Genomic DNA, 20191 nt, shown 5'->3' on the forward strand with positions numbered 1-20191 from the left:
GTATAACCACTCTTCACGCGCGATGGTAGGGGTGATTGGCAATCATTGCGGCAGCGCGATACAGCTGCTCGGCCACCACCAGGCGCACCAGCATGTGCGGCAGCGTCAGCGGTCCGATCGACCACTTTTCATCGGCCAGCGCGGAGACCTCCGGCGAATGCCCTTCCGGGCCACCGATCAGGAACGCCAGGTCCCTTCCCTGCCCGCGCCAGTGCTCCAGGCGCTGTGCCAGCTGTTCCGAACTCAGCTGCCGTCCCGGCACATCCAGTGCCACCACATAAGCGTTCTTCGGCAGCGCAGCGATGACCCGCTTGCCTTCATCTTCGGTGGCGCGGCGCGGATCGCGCCCCTTGCCACGCAGGCCGGGCTCGATTTCCACCAGTTCGAACGGCAGCCAATGCGACAGCCGCTTCTGGTATTCGGCGAACCCCTGCGCGACCCAGCTGGGCGCGCGTTCACCGGTGGCGATCAGGCGGGCTTTCATCAACGGTCCTCCAAAACGTCGACGGCGCCATCGGCGCCGTCGAAGGGATGCGTCAACGCGTGGCTCAGGCCACTTCGTCGTCGCTGGACGGCGGCTGGTCGCCGACGGTCCACAGGCGCTCGAGAGCGTAGAACTCACGCACGCGCGGCAGCATCACATGGACGATCACGTCGCCCAGATCGACCAGCACCCACTCGGCTTCGCGCTCGCCTTCAACGCCCAGCGGCATCACGTCGATGTTCTTGGCGAAGCGCACGACTTCATCGGCGATCGACTTGACGTGGCGGGTCGAGGTGCCCGAAACGACGATCATGTAGTCGGCAACGCTGGACCGGCCGCGCACGTCGATCTCGACCAGGTCCTTGGCCTTCAGGTCTTCGGTGGCTTGGCGGACGCTGGCCAGCAGTTCCGGCACGGACGGCGGCGGGCTGGGCAGATCGACCTTGATGGTCTGGGGCTGGGTCTGGTTGCTCAAAGTGGATCGACTCGATAAACGTGGGGGCGATTATACGGGGATGGCGCGGCCGCGCCATTCACGCTGTGGCCGGGCGGTACAGCCCGTGTGCAGCGACGTAGTCGGCCACGGCCGGCGGCAGCAGGGCGCGCCAGGGGCCACCGGCGGCGATCTGCGAGCGCACGGCACTGGCCGACTCCTCGCGCAGCGGATGGTGCAGGCGCAGGATGCGCCCGGCCGGGCTGGCGAACAGGGCCTGTTCGTTGTCGGCCCAGCGCCCTTGCAGGGCACGCCCCAGCTCACCGTCGATCGACGCCTGCAACGGACTGCCCGGCCGTTCGGCCACCACGAAGTGGGCCAGCCCGAACAGGGCCTCCCATTCGTGCCAGCCGGACAGGCCCAGCAGGCTGTCGGCGCCCACCAGCCAGGCCAGCGGCCGGCTCGGGCCCAGTTCGCCACGCAGTTCGCGCAGGGTGTCGACGGTGTAGGACGGACGGCCGGGATAGCGGGTGGCACGGTCCAGTTCGCGGCGGTCCAGCAGCAGGCCCGGCTCGTCGCCGATGGCCAGTGACAACATGGTGCAGCGCTGCTCGGCGGTGGCGCCGGGCACCGCACGGTGCGGCGGATCGCCTGCCGGCAACATGCGCACGGCCACCTGCAGTTCGTCCCGGGCGGCCCGCGCGATTGCCAGGTGCCCCAGGTGCACCGGATCGAAGGTGCCCCCGTAATAGATCCGCAGACTCATCGCTCAGGCCCGCGCCAGCAGGCGCACGGCACGCGGTTCGGCCACGGCCACCAGCAGGCGCTCCAGCGCCAGCCAGGCATCGCCGTCGGCCCGCCCCTTGGCGATGCGGTCGACCAGACCGGCTTCGGCCACGAAGCGTTCCCAGCGCTTGCCTTCCGGGTGCCGCTGCAGCGCGCGCTTGTAGGGCGCCTGCCGCGATTCCCAGATACCACGCGATTTCATTTCGGCGGCCAGGTTGCCGCCACGGGCCTGCACCCGGGCCAGGCCGGCACCGGCCAGCAGTTCACGGATCACGATCGGCATCAGTGCGGCCACCGCTTCGCCCTCGCCGCGCAGGCCAGCCAGCATGCGCAGCACGGCCGGTGGCTGGCCGGAGAACGTCGCCTCCACCAGCCGGAACACGTCGTAGCGGGCAGCATCAGCCACCAGCGACTCCATCCGTTCCACATCCAGCGGTTGGCCATCGGCCAACAGCGCCAGCTTGTCGATTTCCTGGGCGGCGGCCAGCAGGTTGCCCTCCACCCGCTCGGCCAGGCGCTGCACGGCGGCCGGGTCGGCACGCAGGCCCTTGCCGCGCAGGCGACGCTCGATCCAGTCCGGCAGTTCGTGCGGCTTGATCGCCCAGGCCACCGACAGCACGCCGATGCGGCTGACCGCCTCGGCCCATTTGCCCTGATGGGCCTTGCTCCATTCATTGGCCGTGATCATCAGCACCACGTCCGGCGCCGGATTGGCGCAGAACTGGCTGATCACCTCGGCGCCATCCTTGCCTGGCTTGCCGCTGGGCAGGCGCACCTCGACCAGGCGGCGGGCGCTGAACAGGCTGGGCGCATTGAAGCTGGCGTCGAGCTGGTTCCAGTCGAAATCACGCCCGTCGGCGTCGAACACTTCGCGTTCGCCGATGCCCGAAGCGCGTGCACGCGCGCGGATGGCATCTGCCGCCTCCAGCACGCGCAGGGTTTCCGGGCCTGCGATCAGGTACACCGGCGCCAACGGGGTGTCAGCGCCCTGGCTGGCCAGCTGCTCCGGACGCAGTTCCATCGTCGCTGCCGCTCAGTGCTTGACGGCAGCGGCCGGCTCGGCCGGCACCGCACCCTCGATCGGCTTGGCCTTCGGCGCGGACAGGCTGCCACCCTTCTCGATCTCGGCGCGGACCACGCTGTCGATACGACGGATGATCGAGGCGGACATTTCCCGGCGCAGCTCCGTGGCCAGGATTTCGCGTTCGGTGGTGGTACCGGTGGCGTCGGTCGGCGGCGACACGTAGTCGCGCGACAGTTCAATCACCTGCTGCGGCACCAGTTCGCTGCCATCCTCGCGGCGGAAGATGAAGATCACGGCGTAGCGCAGGCTGTATTCCTGTGCGCGGCCCTGCGAGTCGATGGCGATCGGCAGGTCACCCCAGCGCTCGGACAACACCTGCAGCTGGGCACTGGGTCCCTTGCTGTCCTCATCGGCCAGCTTGGCACCGGAGGCCAGCAGGCTGCGATTGAGCAGCTTGACCAGTTCACTGTACGGGGCGGTGGACACCACCTTCACCGGGGCGGTGTCGGTCGGCAGCATCAGCTTGTTGCGCAGATGGAAGCCGCAGCCGGCGAGGCCGAGGACAAGAACGAGGGCAAGCAGGATTCGGGTCATGGAGACAGTCTGGCGGAGCCGGGCGATCACGGCAACACACAGCGTGCCCGAAGCCGCGTGAATGCAGGGCCATCAAGTACCCGGCCCTGCTTCTGGAAAGGCACCGGCCACCGCGCGGGTGACCGGTGCGGGGTACATCAGGCGGCGACGATGTTCACGATCTTGCCCGGGACGATGATGATCTTGCGCACCGTCAGGCCTTCCATGAACCTGGCCGCGTTGGGCTCGGCCAGCGCCAGCGCCTCGACCTGCTCGCGCGCGGCATCGGCCGCCACCTCGATGGTGCCACGCAGCTTGCCGTTGACCTGCACCGCCAGGGTCAGCGCATCACGCACCAGCGCGCTGCTGTCGGCCTGCGGGAACGGCTGGTCTTCCAGCAGCGTCTCGCCATGGCCCAGCACCTGCCACAGGGCGTGGCTGGCATGCGGAGTGATCGGGTTCAGCAGCAGCACGATGGCCTGCAGCGCTTCCTGGCGCACCGCGCGGCCCTGCTCGCTGCCGTCCTCGAACTTGGCCAGCGCGTTCATCAGCTCCATCACCGCGGCGATCGCGGTATTGAAGCTGTGGCGGCGGCCATAGTCGTCGCCGACCTTGCCGATGGTTTCGTGGGTCTTGCGGCGCAGCGCCTTCTGGTTGGCATCCAGCGCGGCAGCATCCAGCGCCGGGGCGGCACCGTCGGCCGCGTGCTTCTGCACCTGGGCCCACAGGCGACGCAGGAACCGGGCCATGCCATCCACGCCGGCCTCGTTCCACTCCAGCGACTGCTCCGGCGGCGCGGCGAACATCGAGAACAGGCGCACGGTGTCGGCGCCGTACTTGCCAACCATCGCCTGCGGATCCACGCCGTTGTTCTTCGACTTGGACATCTTCTCGGTGCCACCGACCACCACCGGCTGGCCGTCGGCGATCAGGGTGGCGCCGGTGATGCGGCCGCGCTCGTCGCGCTGCACTTCCACGTCGGCCGGGTTGATCCAGTCCTTCGAGCCGTCCGGGTTCGGGCGGTAATAGGTTTCGGCGATCACCATGCCCTGGCACAGCAGGTTGCGCGCAGGCTCGTTGCTGTCCACCATCCGCGCGTCGCGCAGCAGCTTGTGATAGAAGCGGAAATACATCAGGTGCAGGATCGCGTGCTCGATGCCACCGATGTACTGGTCGACCGGCAGCCAGTAGTTGCCGCGCTTGTCGACCGCATCACGGGCACCCGGCGAGGTGTAGCGGGCGTAGTACCAGCTCGACTCCATGAAGGTGTCGAAGGTGTCGGTCTCGCGCTCGGCCGCACCGCCGCAATCCGGACAGGTGGTCTTGCGCCATTCCGGGTCGGTCTTGATCGGCGAGCCGGTACCGGCGAACGCCACGTCTTCCGGCAGCACCACCGGCAACTGTTCTTCCGGCACTGGCACCGCGCCGCACTTGGCGCAGTAGATCACCGGAATCGGGCAGCCCCAGTAACGCTGGCGGCTCACGCCCCAATCGCGCAGGCGGTAGTTGACGCGACGCTGGCCCTGGGCCTTGCGCTCGAAACGTTCGGCCAGCGCTTCGAAGGCGCCCTGGAAGTCCAGGCCGTCGAATTCGGCCGAGTTCACCAGTTCAAAGGCACGGCTCTTGTCGCTGTACCAGTCCTGCCAGCGGCTGCCGTCCCAGCTGCGCTCCTCTTCGGTGCGCGCGTCCTTCAGGGCAATGACCTGCTTGATCGGCAGGCCGTACTTGTTGGCCACTTCGTTGTCGCGCTGGTCATGGCCCGGAACGGCCATCACCGCGCCGGTGCCGTAGCCCATCAGCACGAAATTGGCGACCCACACCGGCACCGGCTCGCCGGTGACCGGATGCAGCGCGCGCAGGCCGGTATCCATGCCGCGCTTTTCCTGGGTTTCCAGCTCAGCCTCGGACACGCCGCCCTGCTTCAGGTCGGCCAGCATCGCCGCCAGCTCCGGGTTGTTCTTCGCCGCGTGCAGCGCCAGCGGGTGCTCGGCGGCGATCGACACGAAGGTCACGCCCATCACCGTGTCCGGGCGGGTGGTGAACACGCGCAGCGGGTCCAGCATGCCGCCGTCGACATCACGCACGTCGAACTGGATTTCCAGGCCCTCGGAACGGCCGATCCAGTTGCGCTGCATGGTCTTGACCGATTCCGGCCAGCCTTCCAGCTCGTCCAGGCCGTCCAGCAGTTCCTGGGCGTAATCGGTGATGCGCAGGAACCACTGCGGGATCTCGCGCTTCTCGACCAGGGCGCCGGAGCGCCAGCCGCGGCCGTCGATGACCTGCTCGTTGGCCAGCACGGTCTGGTCGACCGGGTCCCAGTTCACCACCGCGTTGCGGCGGTAGGCCAGGCCCTTGCGCATCAGGCGGGTGAACATGCGCTGCTCGTGGACGTAATAGTCCGGGCGGCAGGTGGCGAACTCGCGCGACCAGTCGATGGCATAGCCCAGCGACTTCAGCTGGCTGCGCATGTGGTCGATGTTCTTGTAGGTCCACGCCGCCGGCGCGGTCTTGTTCTTGATCGCGGCGTTTTCCGCCGGCAGACCGAACGCGTCCCAGCCCATCGGCTGCAGCACGTTATGACCGGTCATGCGCTTGTAGCGGCTGATCACGTCGCCAATCGTGTAATTGCGCACGTGGCCCATGTGCAGCGCACCGGACGGGTACGGAAGCATCGACAGGCAGTAGTACTTCGGCTTGTCCGAAGTCTCGTCGACCTCGAAGGCACGGGTGGCGTCCCAGTACTGCTGGGCGTCGGATTCAACCTGCTGCGGGTCGTAGGCGTTGGTTTCAGCGCTGGTCATGGAACACGCGGATGCGGCGGCAAAGCGGTACAGCGTACCGCAGTGCGGCAAACGTCTCCAATCCTGCCTGCCGGATGCCGGCGCCGCGGGCGTCCGGCGCCGGTCTCAGCGCGGTCGCGACAGTGGCAGCGCCAAGGCCAGCCAGACCACCCAGCAGGCGAACGCCAGCCGTTGTGCCAGCGGCGCCGGCAGGACGCCCTGCAGGGCAAACGCTGCCAGCGCGGCCAGCACGCCGCAGCCCAGGGCCAGTCCGCCCAGGCCGCGGCCATGCGCCTGGCGCAGCTGCGTCGTGCCCAGCAACAGGGTCCCGGCGACGAAACCCAGCACCCAGATCATCCAGGCACTGGCATGCAGCTGGCTGGCCGACCCATGCAGGTCGTCCACGTCCAGCGGCAGAAGCCCCATTGCAGCGAAGGCCAGGCCGGCCAGCAGCAGCATCTGGCTGCCGACCCGCGGCGCCCAGCCGGCGGTGGTGGGCAGGCCGCGACGCAGGCGCTCAGCCACCACCACGGCCAGCACGCCAGGCAGCACGAAACCGAGCAGATTGAAGGCCAGCGCATGCGGCACACCACGTGCGCCCAGCAACGCAACCGGGTGGCGGGCCTGCGCATAGCCCTCCAGGCCGGCACCGAAGCCGGCCACGGCCAGGACGAACACGACTGCAGCGAACAGCCCCAAGCAACGATCAAGCCGGACTACGGACATTGCGCGCAATCACCCGGAAAGGAATGGATCACCGCATTGTCGCGGCAGCGACGCGATGCGCCAAGCGCCGTGCATTTCTGATCAATTCGATATCCGCGCGGGTCTCCACCAACGAGGGTCGCGGCATGGCAGTTCCGCCATGCAGGGAGCTCCCCATGATCCAACGCATCCTCGCCGCCGCGCTCAGCCTGGGCCTGGCCAGCGCTGCCCAGGCGGCCGAATTCAACTGCTTCGCCAGGGTCGGCCCGCCCTGTGCCGCCCAGGACAGCAGCACCCTGATGGGCCGCGTCAACGCCGGCGGCCTGCGGCAGGCCGAGGCCGAGTACTACCGGCGCACCTCGACCGCCAAGCCAGTCAGCGCTGGCGGAAGGGTGATCCACGAGCTGTACTGCATGCCGCGCGCACCAGCCGGGCATGGCGGGTCTGCAGGCCCGCCAACACCCTCTGGAGGGCGTACTCCGTGATGGCAGGGTTGAGACCGACATCGATCGTCACCATAGAATCGGTCTCCAGATGCCAAGCGATGCCTCTCCCATGACCGAGACGACTTACGTATTCGACGCCACCACTGCGACCTTCGAGGCCGAAGTCCTGCAGAAGTCGCTGCAGACGCCGGTGCTGGTCGACTTCTGGGCCACCTGGTGCGGGCCGTGCAAGACCCTGGGCCCGATGCTGGAAAAGCTGGCTGCCGAGTACAACGGCGCTTTCGAGCTGGCCAAGGTCGATGTCGACAAGGAACAGCAGATCGCTGCGGCCTTCCAGATCCGCTCGGTGCCGACCGTGTTCCTGGTCAAGGGCGGCCAGCTGGTGGACGGCTTCCCCGGCGCCATCCCGGAAGGCCAGCTGCGTGAGTTCCTGGCCCAGCACGGCATCGTGCCGGCCGATGTCGGCGACGCCGCGCCCGAAGATGACGCCCCGCTGGACCCGCAGGCGCAGGTCGACGTGCTGCGCGCTCAGATCGCCGCCGAGCCCGACAAGGACGAGCTGAAACTCGATCTGGCCCTGGCCCTGCTGCAGATCGGTGGCGTGGACGAAGCCGGCACCCTGATCGACGGCCTGCCGGCCAATCTGGCCACCGATGACCGCGCCGTGCGTGCCCGCGCCCGCCTGGCCTTCGCCGCCGCGCTGAAGGATGCCCCGGCCGCCGAAGTACTGGAGGCACGCATCGCCGCCGATGGCAAGGATCTCAAGGCCCGCCATCTGCGCGGCGTGCAGCTGCTGCTCGGCGGCCATGATGAGGCCGCGCTGGCCCAGTTCCTGGAAATGCTGCGGATCGACCGTGGATTCGAGGAAGGGCTGCCGCGCAAAGCCCTGATCGACGCCTTCAATGTGATCTCCGACGAGGACCTGGTTGGCCAGTACCGCCGCAGGATGGCGTCGCTGCTGTTCTGAACGGGAGCCCGCTCCGTTCAGAATCCCTGCACTGAACGCGGGCAATAATGCGCGCGCTGGCGGCCATGCGGTCGCCACGATCCGTTCGGGGGGATGAGGTCGGGGCCATGGGGTCTTGCAGCTGCACCCCCGCATTGCCGGGATTGCAAACTGTGACCGTCGTCCGCTCTCTGTCGTTCGCCATGCGTTTAACGGGCGCCCTGCTCTGCGCCCTCTTCGTGCTGCCCGCCATCGCCGGCGCCCAGGACTGGAACTACCGGGTCCGGCCCGGTGACACCCTGTGGGACCTTGGCGGGCTGTACCTGAAGCCTTCCGTGCGCTGGCAGCAGCTGCAGCAGCACAACCGCATCGACAACCCCTACCAGTTGCCGCCGGGCCAGCTGCTGCGCTTCCCGATCAGCTGGCTGCGCACCGAACCGGCACCGGCACGGGTGCTTTCCGTGCGCGGCAAGGTCGAGCTGGCCGGTGCCGATGGCACCGCGACCCGCGCCCTCCAGGCCGGCGAGCAGCTGCATATCGGTGACACCGTGAAAACCGAGGGCGATTCCAGCATCACTCTGGAATTCGCCGATGCCTCGCGCCTGCAGCTGCGCGAGTATTCGCGCCTGCGCCTGGACCAGCTGAGCCGCTACGGCCACACCGGCATGGTCGACACCCGCCTGCGCCTGCAACAGGGGCGTGCCAGCAACCGGGTGACGCCGGCGCGCGGCCCTGCCTCGCGCTACATCATTGATGCACCCACCGCCACCAGCAGCGTGCGCGGCACAGTGTTCCGGGTCAGCGCCGGAGATACCGGACACGTCGGTGCCACCGAGGTCCTGCAGGGCAAGGTGCAGGTCGGCAACCCCCATGGCCAGCGCCTGGTCCGGCCGGGCCAGGCCACCCGCAGCAGCAGTGCCGATGCGGCCCCCGCCGCGGTCTCCGCACTGCTGCCGGCGCCGGCACTGCGCAATGACGCGCTGCGACTGGCGCCGCTGCCGACCGTCCTGGCCTGGGAACCGGTCAATGGCGCCGACCACTACCGGGTGGAAGTGGTGCAGGCGGCAACACCGGAGATCCTGCTGTTCGCCGCCACCACCGCCGACACCCGGCTGGCGATCGGCGACCTGCCGCCCGGCCAGCTGCGCATCCTGTTGCGTGCGGTCGACGCCCAGGGCGTCGAAGGCCTGGATGCCAGCGCCGATTTCGAGCTCAGTGACCAGCCACCGCCGCCGCTGACCGTGTCGCCGCTGCATGGGCAGACGATCAACGGCGACCGCCCGCGTTTCCGCTGGAGCCAGGCCCCCGGCGCGCGCAGCAGTGTGCTGCAGATCGCCGCCGAACCCAGCTTCCTGCAGCCACTGCAGGAGCAGGCCACCCATGCGACCGATCTGCGCCTGGCGCAACCGCTGCCGCCCGGCCAGTACTACTGGCGCGTAGCCTCGCGCGATGGCGAAGGCCACCAGGGCCGCTACGGCCAGGCGCTGCCGCTGCAGCTGAGCAACGAGCCGGTGGACCCGGCACTGCAACCGCCCGAGGCCGCGCATGGCGAGCTGACGCTGCGCTGGCAGGCCGGCAGCGAAGGCCAGCGCTACCGGGTGCAGGTGGATCGCCGCGGTGACTTCAAGGCACCGCTGGTTGACGAGACCGTGGCCGAGCCGCAGGTGAGCTTCAAGCGCCCGTGGAGCGGCACCCTGCACGTGCGCGTGCAGTACATCGATGATGACGGCCACGCCGGCGAGTTCTCCCCTGCCCAGCAGATCCCCCTGCCGTGCCGCCTGTGCTACGGCGCTGGTGGCGGTGCCCTGCTGCTCTGGTTGTTGTTGTGAGGCGCTCGCCGCTGCCATGGTCGAAGCGGATCGTGCTCGCCCTGCTGGCCGGCGTGCTGACCATCGTGGCCAGCCAGGGCCAATGGCTGTGGCGGCAGGACGAGGCGGCCTATGACGCGCTGGTCGGCAACTGGGATTACCGCCCTGACCCCAGCGTGCTGATCGTGGCCATCGATGAAGGCAGCCTGCAGCGCATCGGCCAGTGGCCCTGGCCGCGCTCGGTGCATGCACGCCTGCTGGACCGCCTGACCGATGCCGGCGCCGAACGCGTTGCCCTGGACCTGATGCTGTCCGAACCCGACCGTCGCGACAGCCGCCAGGATGATCAGCTGGCGGCCGCCATCCGACGCAATGGCCGGGTGGTGCTGCCGGTGCTGGCCGCACCTGCGGCCGGCGACCGCATGGCCGAGGAAATGCTGCCGATTCCGCAGATCGCCGCCAGTGCCGCTGCGATCGGCCACACCGATGTCGAGGTGGATGGTGACGGCGTGGCCCGCGGCGTCTATCTGCACGCGGGTATCGGCCAGCCGCACTGGCCGGCACTGGGCCTGGCACTGGCCAACCTGCCTGCGGGTGCGGTACGCGGCCTGCCCGATCCCGACCCGGAACTGGGCTCGCCCTACCAATGGCGCCGCGACGATTACGTTCGCGTGCGCTACGCCGGCCCACCCGAGCGGCTGCCGCAGGTCTCCTACGCAGACGTCCTCGATGGCCACGTGGACATGGCGATGCTGCATGGCCGCCGCATCGTGGTCGGCATGACCGCCAGCGGCATCGCGCCTCGCCTGCTGACCCCGACCACCCGCGAGTTCTGGATGAGCGGCAGCGAGTACCAGGCCAACATCACTTCGATGCTGCTGCAGCACAAGCAGATCGATATGCTGCCGCGTGCCTGGCAGCACGCCATCAGCGGCGTGCTGGTGGCGCTGTGCGTGATCCTGCTCGGCCTGCGCCTGCCCTGGCTCGCCGCGCTGTGTTCGTTGCCGATGCCTCCCCTGCTGAGCTGGCTGCTGCTGCGCACGGCGGATCTGTGGTGGGCGCCGGCCAGCGCGATGCTGGGTGTGGCGCTGGCACTGCTGGTCTGGGCGGTGTGGCGGGTCTCCGCCTGGCACCGCCAGGCCAATCGCGATGCCCTCACCGGCCTTGGCAACCGCCTGCGTTTCGAGCAGTCGCTGCAGCAGGAATGCGATGCGGCGCGGCGCAGCGGCAAGCCATTGAGCCTGGCACTGATCGACGTCGATCATTTCAAGCGCCACAACGACCGCCACGGCCACCAGGTCGGCGACCGCGTGCTGCGTGATGTCGCCCGCCTGATCGGCGCCCATGCGCGCCGCCCGCGCGACATGGCGGCACGCTACGGTGGCGACGAATTCGCACTGGTGCTGCCGGATACGCCGGCCGAAGGCGCGCGCCAGGTGATCGAGGATCTGATTGCGTGCGTGCGTGCGTTGCCGGCGCCGGGTGATGGCGGCGACGATACCGTCACGCTCACCATCGGTGTTTTCACCCGTGTTCCCGACGGCGAACTGCAGCCGCACCATTTCGTGGAAGGCGCCGACACCGCCCTGTACCAGGCCAAGGCCAACGGCCGCGACGGTTACATGATCGACGGCGGGACGTGACCCACCCGGGGTGCAACATACGCATGCGAATGGTTAGACTGGATCCCTCGCCTCGCACCCCGGACCCGCATGAACGCCCGCCTGTTCCGCTTCGGCATCAACCTCTGGCCGCCGTTCCTGTTCACCGGCATCCACGTCACCCGGATCACACCCGATTACCGGCAGATCGACGTGGCGCTGCGGCTGCGGCCGTGGAACCGCAATTACGTGGGCACGCATTTCGGCGGCAGCCTGTTCGCGATGACCGATCCGTTCTGGATGCTGGGCCTGCTGCACATCCTTGGCCGTGACTACTACGTGTGGGACCGGGCCGGCGCGATCGATTTCCTCAAGCCGGGCCGGGGCACGGTGCGCACTTCGTTCCGCATCGACGATGCACTGCTGGCTGAACTGCGTGCCGAAGCAGCTGGCGGCGAGAAGGTGCTGCGCTGGTTCAGCAACGATGTCGTCGACGAAAGCGGCGAAGTGGTCGCCCAGGTACGCAAGCAGGTCTACCTGCGGTTGAAGCCACACGCGCGCTGATCCAGCGCGGGCGCTATCCTCTGCCTCCCTGCCATGGAGGCTCCGATGCGCCCGTATGCTCTCGCCACACTGCTGACCACCCTGCCCTTCGCCGCCCACGCCGTCGACCTGCCACCGGTGCAGTATCCGACGCTGCCGGCACAGGCGGCCAATGCCGCCGGTTTCGTACCCCAGGGCTGGACACTTGAATCGAGCGCCGAAGGCGATCTCGACCAGGATGGCCGCGCTGATCTGCTCCTGGTGCTGCGCCAGCAGGACCCGCGCAACGTCATCGAGCACGATGGCTTCGGACCCTCGCCGTACGACAGCAACCCGCGCATTCTCGCCGTGGCATGGTCGCGCCCGTCCGGCTATGTGCTGGCGGTGCAGGACCATCAGCTGATACCGCGCCCGGACAATCCGGTGATGAGCGACCCGCTCGAAGACGGCGGCGTCAGCATCCAGCGCGGCACGCTGAAGGTCGCACTGTTTTCATTCGCCAGCGCGGGCAGCTGGTCAATGGGCACGACCGCCTTCACCTTCCGCTGGCAGGACAATGCCTTTGCGTTGATCGGCTACGACCAGAACTCGGTGATGCGCAATTCCGGGAGGACCGAATCGGTGAGCGTGAATTTCTCCACCCGCAAGGTCAAGCGGAGCGAGGGCAGCATCGAGAACGACAAGGACAGCGTGCGCTGGCAGCCACTGCGCAGCAGCCGTCGCTGGACGCTGCAGACCGTCGGTGATGGCTGGGCATTCGATCCGCTGGCGGGCAGCGACTGAGACGCTGCTCAGTCGCGCGCAGCGGCCGCCGGGGCGTCTTCCATCACCAGCGGCACCGACAGCCATGGGCTCTCGTCGCTGCTGCGCGACGGTGAACGCCGCGGCACCTGCAGACGGCGGCCATCGGCCGACAACTGCGGTGCCCGCACCGGCGAGCGGAACTGGACAGGCAAGCGCTGCAGCGCATCCACCGGGTCCCCGGCCTGCTGCCGCAGCCAGCGCTGCGCGCCGATCAGCCGTACCATCGCGGCGGCATCCTGGGTTCGAGACGAATAGGCGGGATAGACCGGGTGAGCGATATCGGTCAGCACGCACCCCATGATGTTCGACAGGCAGCCGAAGTCATGCTGCGGCGGTGCCGGCACCGGCAGCGGGCGATCCGCCTCGAGCGCGGCCATCGCCGCCGGGCCACAGGCCCAGCCCAGGTTGCCCGCCGCGCGGGCCAGGGTGCTGCTGCGATCGAGTACCAGCACCCCGCCGAACTCCTGCGCCGAGGTTTCGATCGCGGCCCGGCTCATCGCGTACTCGCCCTGCATCGCACGGCACAGGCTCTGTTCGGCGGCCAGCATCGGCTGCATCGCCTGCTCGCATTCCGCGGGCAGCGGACGGTCGGCTGGCAGTTCGACCAGCATGTCGGCCAGCAGCTGGGCATTGGCCTGCACCAGGCTGGCACCGATGATGCTCTCCACCAGGTAGCTGCCGCCCGTCACCAGCCGGCGGCCCAGCTGCAGCCCCCGGCAACTGCCACGCAGTGCACCGTCGATATCGCCCTGTACATAGGCCAGCGCACGTGCACTGGTGGCATCGATCACCAGACCGTAGGTCGGCAGCGGCACCAGGATGCCCTCCCCTTTCGGCCGGAACGGCGACTCGAAGTGATCCGCATCGGCCAGCTGGTCCAGGCGCGCATGCAGCTGCTGGTGGCCGGCGTGGGCATCGACGAAGCGCTGCGGATCGGCGCGCACCTGGCCCAGGCAGTCGCTGGCGGTCGGTCCGCAGCTGGCCGCTGGCCGTGATCGCAGCTCGTCGTGGTCCTCCGCCAGCTGCGGTCCGGCGCCGCCATTGCCGCGCGGATCCGCCTCCCAACGCTGCACATCACGGGCCAATGCCTGTTCGCGCTCGCCCGCGTCGAGATCGTCGAACGCGAGTGTCCACAGCAGCGCGAAGCCGTTGTGGCCGTGGACAGGCAGGTGGGCCTGCAAGCGCTGCTGGGCCTGCTGCCGCGATTCCGGCACCGGCCACATCCGCGAGGCGCACCACACCACGATGGCCAGCACCAGCAGGCCTGTCAGGGTCCAGCCCAGTCCACGCAGAATCTTCAACACAGCTTCCCTTCCATGTGTCGTTGCCGCAGTCGATTCCCCAGCGTAATCGACCGGCCGTGACCGCTACAATGCGCACATGTCGCTCGAAGCCCCCGCCCTGGTCCCCCGCCCCTCCCTGCAGCGCCTGTTCCTGACCGGCCTGCTGACCCTGCTGCCGATCTGGCTGACCTGGGTCGTGGTCAAGTTCGTGTTCGTGCTGCTGTCGGGCATTTCCAGCCCGTTGGTGGTGCCGCTTTCCGAGCAGATCGCGACAAGCTTCCCGCATTACCTCGGCTGGGTCCGTGCCGAGTGGATCCAGGACACCATCGCCCTGCTGGCCACCCTGCTGGTGATCCTGGCGGTGGGCGTGGCCAGCCGCCGCGTGCTCGGCCAGCGCCTGCTGCGCTGGGTGGGCGCGGTCATCAAGCGCATTCCGCTGGCCAGCATCATCTATGACAGCGCCAAGAAACTGCTGGACATGCTGCAGACCGAACCGGGCAGCACCCAGCGCGTGGTGCTGATCGACTTCCCGCACCGCGACATGAAATCGGTCGGGCTGGTCACCCGCGTGATCAAGGAACACGGCACCGACCGTGAACTGGCCGCGGTGTACGTGCCAACCACGCCGAATCCGACTTCCGGCTACCTGGAAATCGTGCCGGTGGAGCTGCTGACCCCGACCGACTGGACCGTCGACCAGGCCATGAGCTTCATCATTTCCGGCGGCGCGGTGGCACCGTCCAGCGTGCCGTTCACGCGCGCCGGCGAACGCAGCGAATGACCGCGGCGCCGATCGAGCGCCCGCTGCAGGACCGCGCGGTCCTGCTGTTCATCGTGCTGGCCGCGTTCTTCTGCGGCAACGCCGTGCTGGCCGAGCTGATCGGGGTGAAGATCTTCGCGCTGGAAGACACCCTCGGCATCGATCCGCTGAACTGGAACCTGTTCGGCCAGACCGGCTCGCTCAGCTTCACCGCCGGCACCCTGCTGTGGCCGGTGGTGTTCATCATGACCGACACCATCAACGAGTTTTTCGGCAAGCGCGGCGTGCGCTTCATCTCGTGGCTGGCCGTGGTCCTGATCGCCTATGGCTTCCTGTTCGCCTTCGCAGCGATCTCGCTGGCGCCGGCCAGCTGGTGGGTCACCTCGATGGACGGCCACGGCGTGCCGGACTACCAGGCGGCATTCGCAGCGGTGTTCGGCCAGGGCATGTGGACCATCGCCGGTTCGCTGGTGGCCTTCCTGCTCGGACAGCTGATCGACGTGGCGGTGTTCCATCGCATCCGCCAGGCCACCGGCGAGCGCCACGTATGGCTGCGTGCGACCGGATCGACCGCGATCTCGCAGGTGGTGGACAGCTTCGTGGTGATCTGGATCGCCTTCGTGCTCGGCCCGCAGCACTGGCCGACCTCGCTGTTCCTGGCCGTCAGCAGCGTCAACTACATCTACAAGATGGGCTTTGCGATTGCCTTGATTCCGCTGCTGTACCTGATGCGGCGTGCGATCACCCGCTATCTGGGCGCAGACAGGGCCGCCGCGCTGCGCGCCGCCGCCGCGGCTGACTGAAGCCCCAGCGACGGCAAGCTGACTGCGCCTTCACGCTGGCCGTACGCGGCCGGATCGTGCAAGCTCCACGGTCTGTGTTCCACGGAAGCTCCTGATGCCGCATCCCACCCGCGCCCTGGCCGCCGCCATTGCCGCGTTGTTCCTGTTCAGCGCCGTGCCGTCGGCCGAAGCAGCGAAGAAGAAGGCCAGCCGCCCTGCCGCCGCGCAGACCCGCCAGGCTGCCAAGCCCAAGGCCAGGCCCGCCCGCGCCACCGCGCCGGCGCGTGGCAGCTCGGCACGCCGCGCCGCGCCGCGTCCGGTCGCACCGGCCCGCGCCGTACCCAAGCAGGTACAGCTGGAGCGCCTGTACGACGAATACTGGGATGCCTCGATGCGGTTGAATCCGCTGCAGGCCACCTTCCAGGGCGAACCCCGCTACAACGACCAGCTGCCCAACATCCTGTCGGCCACCTGGCGCCAGCAGTCGCATGACTTCACCACGCAATGGCTGGGCAAGGTCGAGAAACTCGGCAGTGACGGCCTGCAGGGCCAGGACCTGCTCAGCTACGAGATCTTCGTGCGCGACGCGCGCGCATCACTGGCCGCCGAGCGCTACCCGAGCTGGATGATGCCGATCAGCCAGTACTACAACATCGGCAGCATCATGGCGATCCTCGGTGCCGGTGCCGGCGCGCAGCCGTTCAACACCGTGCAGGACTACGACACCTGGTCGCGCCGTTCGCTGGGCATTCCCGAGTTGTTCGACCAGGCCATCGACAACATGCGCCAGGGCATGAAGGCCGGCGTGGTACAGCCACGCGACCTGATGGAAAAAGTCCTGCCGCAGCTGGATGCGGTGATCAAGCCGACCGCCGAAGAGAGCATCTTCTGGTCGCCGATCCGCACCATGCCGAACACCATCACGGCCGAGGACAAGGCGCGCATCAGTGCCGAATACAAGCGCATGATCGAACTGCGCATCATGCCGGCGTACCGCGCCCTGCGCGGCTTCATCGCCACCGAGTACCTGCCAGCCACGCGCGCCAGCAGCGGCCTGGGCGCATTGCCCGATGGCCAGGCCTGGTACGCCAACCTGATCGTGCAGACCACGGCCAGCGACCAGACCGCCGCGCAGCTGCACGCGCTGGGCGAACAACGCGTGCAGGAACTGCAGGCGCAGATCGCCACGGTGATGAAGGATGCCAAGCTGCGCGGCACCCCCACCAAGCTGTTGCGCAGCATGCGCAATGACCGCCAGTTCCAGTACGGCGACGCCAACGCGCTGATCAACCGCTACCGCCAGGTGCAGCAGCAGGTCAACGCACGCCTGCCGCAGGTGCTCGACACGCTGCCCAAGTCGACGCTGGAAGTTCGCGCGGTGGAACCGGAGCGTGCACTGACCGCCGCCGCCGCGGCCTATCAGCCGTCGGCCGCCGGGCAACCGGGCGTGCTCTACGTGAACACCCGCGACCTGCCCAGCCGCAAGCGCTGGAACGTGCCGGTGCAGTACCTGCACGAAGCGATCCCCGGCCACCACGTGCAGCTGGGCCTGCAGCAGGAGCTGGCCAAGCTGCCGCGCTTCCGCCGCCTCGGTGGCGATCTCGCCTTCGTCGAAGGCTGGGGCCTGTACGCCGAAACGCTGGGCGAGGACCTGGGCATCTACACCGATCCCTACGACCGCATCGGCTACCTGTACTCGCGCCTGCTGCGCGCCGCCCGCGTGGTGGCCGATACCGGCGTGAACGCACAGGGCTGGAGCAAGCAGCAGGCCGTCACCTACCTGCAGAAGACCGTGGACATGAGCAGCGACGACGCCAACGCCGAAGTCGAGCGGATCATGGCCCAGCCCGGCCAGGCGCTGTCCAACGTGGCCGGCCTGACCACCATTGTCGCCCTGCGCGACAAGGCCAAGGCACGCCAGGGGGCCGCCTTCGACCTGCGCCGCTTCCACGCCGAACTGCTGAAGGACGGCTCGATGCCGCTGGACGTGCTGGACCGCAAGATGGAGCGCTGGATGGTTCAGCCGGCCAGCGCGACACCCACGCCTTCACCCTGACCCCGCTGGAGCCACCATGCGCCCTGCCGTCGCCCTGTTCGCCGTCGTGCTGGGCCTGTTGCCGCAGGTGACATCCGCCGCACCGGTGCTGACCCCACCGGATGCGGGCATCGACGGCCTGATGCAGGCCTACGATGGCCAGGTACCCGGCGCTGCAGTTCTGGTGCTGCACGACGGGCAACCGGTATTCCGCCGCGGCTACGGCCTGGCGGTGGTCGAGGACGGCACCACGGTCACCGCGGCCAGCAACTTCCGGCTGGCCTCGGTCAGCAAGCAGTTCACCGCTGCGGCGGTGCTGCTGCTGGTGGAAGACGGCCGACTCGGGCTGGATCAACCTGCCCGGCAATGGCTGCCCGAACTGCCACCGGCTGCCGCAGCCATCACCATCCGCCAGCTGCTCTCGCACACCGGTGGCCTGCTCGACTACGAAGACCTGATGGACCCGGCCGACAGCCGCCAGGTGCACGACGCCGATGTACTGACCCTGCTGTCGCGCCAGGACCGGCTGAACTTCGCACCCGGCACGCAGTACCACTACAGCAACAGCGGCTATGCGCTGCTGGCACTGATCGTCGGCCGCGCCTCCGGCCAGGATTTCGCTGCCTTCCTGCAGCAGCGCATCTTCCGCCCCCTGGGCATGGCCCATACAGTGGCCCACCAGGACGGCGTCGATACCATCGCCGCACGCGCCTATGGCTACAGCCGGATCGATGGCCGCTGGCAGCGCACCGACCAGAGCACCACCAGCGCCGTACTGGGAGACGGCGGGATCTATTCCTCGCTGGACGACCTCGCCCGCTGGGATGCAGCGCTGTACGACGACCGCCTGCTGTCGAAGGCCTCGCGCCGCGCGATGTTCAGCCCCGCCACATCGACACCCGAGCCGGATGTACCGCAGTACGGCTTCGGCTGGCGCCTGAATGGCCCGGTGCAATGGCACAGCGGCGAGAGCATCGGCTTCCGCAACGTGATCGTGCGTCACCCGGAAAAGCACCTGACCGTGATCGTGCTGACCAACCGCAACGACCCCGAACCCTATCCGCTGGCGCTGAAGATCGCCCAGCGCTGGCTGGACACCCTGCAATGACCGCCGATTCCAACGCCCTGCTGGGGATCCATCACGCCGCACTGATCTGCAGCGACTACGCACGCTCGAAGGACTTCTACGTGCGCATCCTCGGCCTGCGCGTGCTGGCCGAGAACCACCGCGCCGCGCGCGATTCCTGGAAGCTGGACCTGGCCCTGCCCGACGGCGGCCAGCTGGAACTGTTCTCCTTCCCCTCGCCGCCGCCCCGTCCCAGCCGCCCGGAGGCCCAGGGCCTGCGCCACCTCGCGTTCCGCGTGGCCACGCTGGAACCGTTCATCCAGCGTCTGGCTGCACATGGCGTGGTCTGCGAACCGATCCGCGTGGACGAATACACCGGCCGCCGCTTCACCTTCTTCGCCGACCCCGACGACCTGCCACTTGAGCTGTACGAAGTCGGTTGAACGTGTGTTTCGCGGTCAGATTCCTTTTCCAATGGAAAAGGGATCTGACCCCGCCGCCGCCACGGAGAGTCCCATCCACGCATGGTGTGGATCTACCGTGTCGACCAAGGTCGACACCTACCCACAGCACACGGAACCTGTCGAAGGCGCGGTGGATCCGGTTGCGGGGGCGTCCGCGGCATGGATGCCGCGGCCAAGCCCCCAGGGACGGGTTCACGGCGTCCCCCGCAACCGGACCCACCCCGCCATACCGCGGATTGCTGGCTGTTGCTGTTGCCGTTGCCTCTGCGGGTGCAGGGCGCAGCCCTGCAACGCCCCCCTTCCCCATACCCCGCCGAATGGGTATACAGTCGACCCATGCCGGCAGCGTGCCGGAATGAACCCTGGGAGGGGACCATGCGCAACACCTTCAAGACCCTGCTGCTGGCACTACCGCTGTGCCTGGCCGCGCTCTCGGCCCAGGCCGCCGACGGCGCTGCAGGCCGCTGGAAGACCATCGACGACAAGACCGGCAAGGTGAAGTCGATCGTCGAGATCACCGAGGCCGCCAACGGCACGCTGACCGGCAAGGTGGTCGACATCCTGCACTCGGACAAGGGCCCGAACCCGGTCTGTGACGGATGTGAAGGCGCCAACAGGAACAAGCCGGTGAAGGGCATGACCATCCTCTGGAACCTGAAGGCCGACGGCGCCAACAAGTGGTCCGGCGGCACCATCCTCGACCCGGCCAACGGCAAGACCTACAAGTCGAAGATGGAGCTGCAGCCCGGCGGCACCAAGCTGGACGTGTCCGGCTGCATCGCCTTCATCTGCCGCGCGCAGACCTGGCAGCGCGAATAAGCACCCCGCCCCGCTTCATCCCCGTGACCCGGCCCCGGCCGGGTCACGT

At 68.3% G+C, this 20191-nt stretch carries 20 protein-coding genes; 12 read left to right on the plus strand and 8 right to left on the minus strand.

The window, feature by feature from the left end:
* Positions 1–13: 13 nt before the first annotated feature.
* From rlmH to EGM71_RS14945, 7 genes are all read right to left on the minus strand, one after another.
* Complete coding sequence (rlmH, locus tag EGM71_RS14915; RefSeq protein ID WP_005418108.1) at positions 14–484, minus strand: 23S rRNA (pseudouridine(1915)-N(3))-methyltransferase RlmH; 471 nt, start codon at positions 482–484, stop codon at positions 14–16.
* A 64-nt stretch (positions 485–548) separates the two neighbouring features.
* On the minus strand, positions 549–959 hold the full coding sequence (gene rsfS / locus EGM71_RS14920) for a ribosome silencing factor (protein ID WP_005418109.1): 411 nt from the start codon (positions 957–959) through the stop codon (positions 549–551).
* Positions 960–1017: 58 nt separating this feature from the next.
* Positions 1018–1683: a nicotinate-nucleotide adenylyltransferase gene (gene nadD, locus EGM71_RS14925; RefSeq protein ID WP_014647945.1), complete on the minus strand. Its 666-nt coding sequence runs from the start codon at positions 1681–1683 to the stop codon at positions 1018–1020.
* 3 nt (positions 1684–1686) lie between these two features.
* Positions 1687–2724 carry a DNA polymerase III subunit delta gene (gene holA / locus EGM71_RS14930; RefSeq protein ID WP_074724956.1) on the minus strand — a complete coding sequence of 346 codons (1038 nt, stop codon included), beginning with the start codon at positions 2722–2724 and terminating at the stop codon, positions 1687–1689.
* A gap of 12 nt (positions 2725–2736) precedes the next feature.
* Positions 2737–3321 (minus strand): LPS assembly lipoprotein LptE, encoded by a 585-nt coding sequence (lptE, locus tag EGM71_RS14935; RefSeq protein WP_188485519.1) that lies wholly within the window; start codon positions 3319–3321, stop codon positions 2737–2739.
* A gap of 137 nt (positions 3322–3458) precedes the next feature.
* Positions 3459–6101: a leucine--tRNA ligase gene (leuS, locus tag EGM71_RS14940; protein WP_188485520.1), complete on the minus strand. Its 2643-nt coding sequence runs from the start codon at positions 6099–6101 to the stop codon at positions 3459–3461.
* Positions 6102–6206: 105 nt separating this feature from the next.
* Positions 6207–6806 carry a DUF998 domain-containing protein gene (locus EGM71_RS14945; protein WP_188485521.1) on the minus strand — a complete coding sequence of 200 codons (600 nt, stop codon included), beginning with the start codon at positions 6804–6806 and terminating at the stop codon, positions 6207–6209.
* 155 nt (positions 6807–6961) lie between these two features.
* On the opposite strand from EGM71_RS14945, the gene EGM71_RS14950 reads away from it, so the two are divergent.
* The 6 genes from EGM71_RS14950 (at position 6962) to EGM71_RS14975 (ending at position 12912) form a co-directional block, all read left to right on the plus strand.
* The gene (locus tag EGM71_RS14950; protein ID WP_188485522.1) at positions 6962–7270 is read left to right on the plus strand and encodes a hypothetical protein; all 309 of its coding nucleotides are present in this window, start codon (positions 6962–6964) and stop codon (positions 7268–7270) included.
* A gap of 70 nt (positions 7271–7340) precedes the next feature.
* Positions 7341–8198, plus strand: coding sequence for a thioredoxin (trxA, locus tag EGM71_RS14955; protein ID WP_014038035.1), 858 nt, complete (start codon positions 7341–7343; stop codon positions 8196–8198).
* Positions 8199–8305: 107 nt separating this feature from the next.
* Entirely contained in the window at positions 8306–10006 is a 1701-nt protein-coding gene (locus tag EGM71_RS14960; RefSeq protein WP_188485523.1) for a FecR family protein, read from the plus strand.
* Entirely contained in the window at positions 10003–11628 is a 1626-nt protein-coding gene (locus EGM71_RS14965; protein WP_188485524.1) for a CHASE2 domain-containing protein, read from the plus strand. The genes EGM71_RS14960 and EGM71_RS14965 overlap by 4 nt, the downstream gene beginning before the upstream one ends.
* A 69-nt stretch (positions 11629–11697) precedes the next feature.
* Positions 11698–12150 (plus strand): DUF4442 domain-containing protein, encoded by a 453-nt coding sequence (locus tag EGM71_RS14970; protein ID WP_014647953.1) that lies wholly within the window; start codon positions 11698–11700, stop codon positions 12148–12150.
* A gap of 45 nt (positions 12151–12195) precedes the next feature.
* Complete coding sequence (locus EGM71_RS14975) at positions 12196–12912, plus strand: hypothetical protein (protein WP_188485525.1); 717 nt, start codon at positions 12196–12198, stop codon at positions 12910–12912.
* A gap of 8 nt (positions 12913–12920) precedes the next feature.
* Here EGM71_RS14975 and EGM71_RS14980 read toward each other — a convergent pair whose 3' ends face one another.
* Positions 12921–14237 (minus strand): hypothetical protein, encoded by a 1317-nt coding sequence (locus tag EGM71_RS14980; RefSeq protein ID WP_188485526.1) that lies wholly within the window; start codon positions 14235–14237, stop codon positions 12921–12923.
* A 76-nt stretch (positions 14238–14313) separates the two neighbouring features.
* Here EGM71_RS14980 and EGM71_RS14985 point away from each other — a divergent pair, with 76 nt between their 5' ends.
* From EGM71_RS14985 to EGM71_RS15010, 6 genes are all read left to right on the plus strand, one after another.
* The gene (locus EGM71_RS14985; protein ID WP_111204456.1) at positions 14314–14997 is read left to right on the plus strand and encodes a DUF502 domain-containing protein; all 684 of its coding nucleotides are present in this window, start codon (positions 14314–14316) and stop codon (positions 14995–14997) included.
* Entirely contained in the window at positions 14994–15779 is a 786-nt protein-coding gene (locus EGM71_RS14990) for a queuosine precursor transporter (RefSeq protein WP_014038042.1), read from the plus strand. Before EGM71_RS14985 ends, EGM71_RS14990 begins: the two co-directional genes overlap by 4 nt.
* 94 nt (positions 15780–15873) lie before the next feature.
* Positions 15874–17814 (plus strand): DUF885 domain-containing protein, encoded by a 1941-nt coding sequence (locus tag EGM71_RS14995; RefSeq protein ID WP_188485527.1) that lies wholly within the window; start codon positions 15874–15876, stop codon positions 17812–17814.
* A gap of 16 nt (positions 17815–17830) precedes the next feature.
* Positions 17831–18901, plus strand: a complete 1071-nt coding sequence (locus EGM71_RS15000; protein ID WP_188485528.1) for a serine hydrolase domain-containing protein — start codon at positions 17831–17833, stop codon at positions 18899–18901.
* Positions 18898–19302: an SMU1112c/YaeR family gloxylase I-like metalloprotein gene (gene gloA2 / locus EGM71_RS15005; RefSeq protein WP_188485529.1), complete on the plus strand. Its 405-nt coding sequence runs from the start codon at positions 18898–18900 to the stop codon at positions 19300–19302. The genes EGM71_RS15000 and gloA2 overlap by 4 nt, the downstream gene beginning before the upstream one ends.
* A 396-nt stretch (positions 19303–19698) precedes the next feature.
* Entirely contained in the window at positions 19699–20142 is a 444-nt protein-coding gene (locus EGM71_RS15010) for a DUF2147 domain-containing protein (RefSeq protein ID WP_100440467.1), read from the plus strand.
* The last annotated feature ends 49 nt before the right edge of the window (positions 20143–20191 follow it).

The sequence above is a fragment of the Stenotrophomonas maltophilia genome (assembly GCF_006970445.1).
GTDB lineage: Bacteria > Pseudomonadota > Gammaproteobacteria > Xanthomonadales > Xanthomonadaceae > Stenotrophomonas > Stenotrophomonas maltophilia_AU.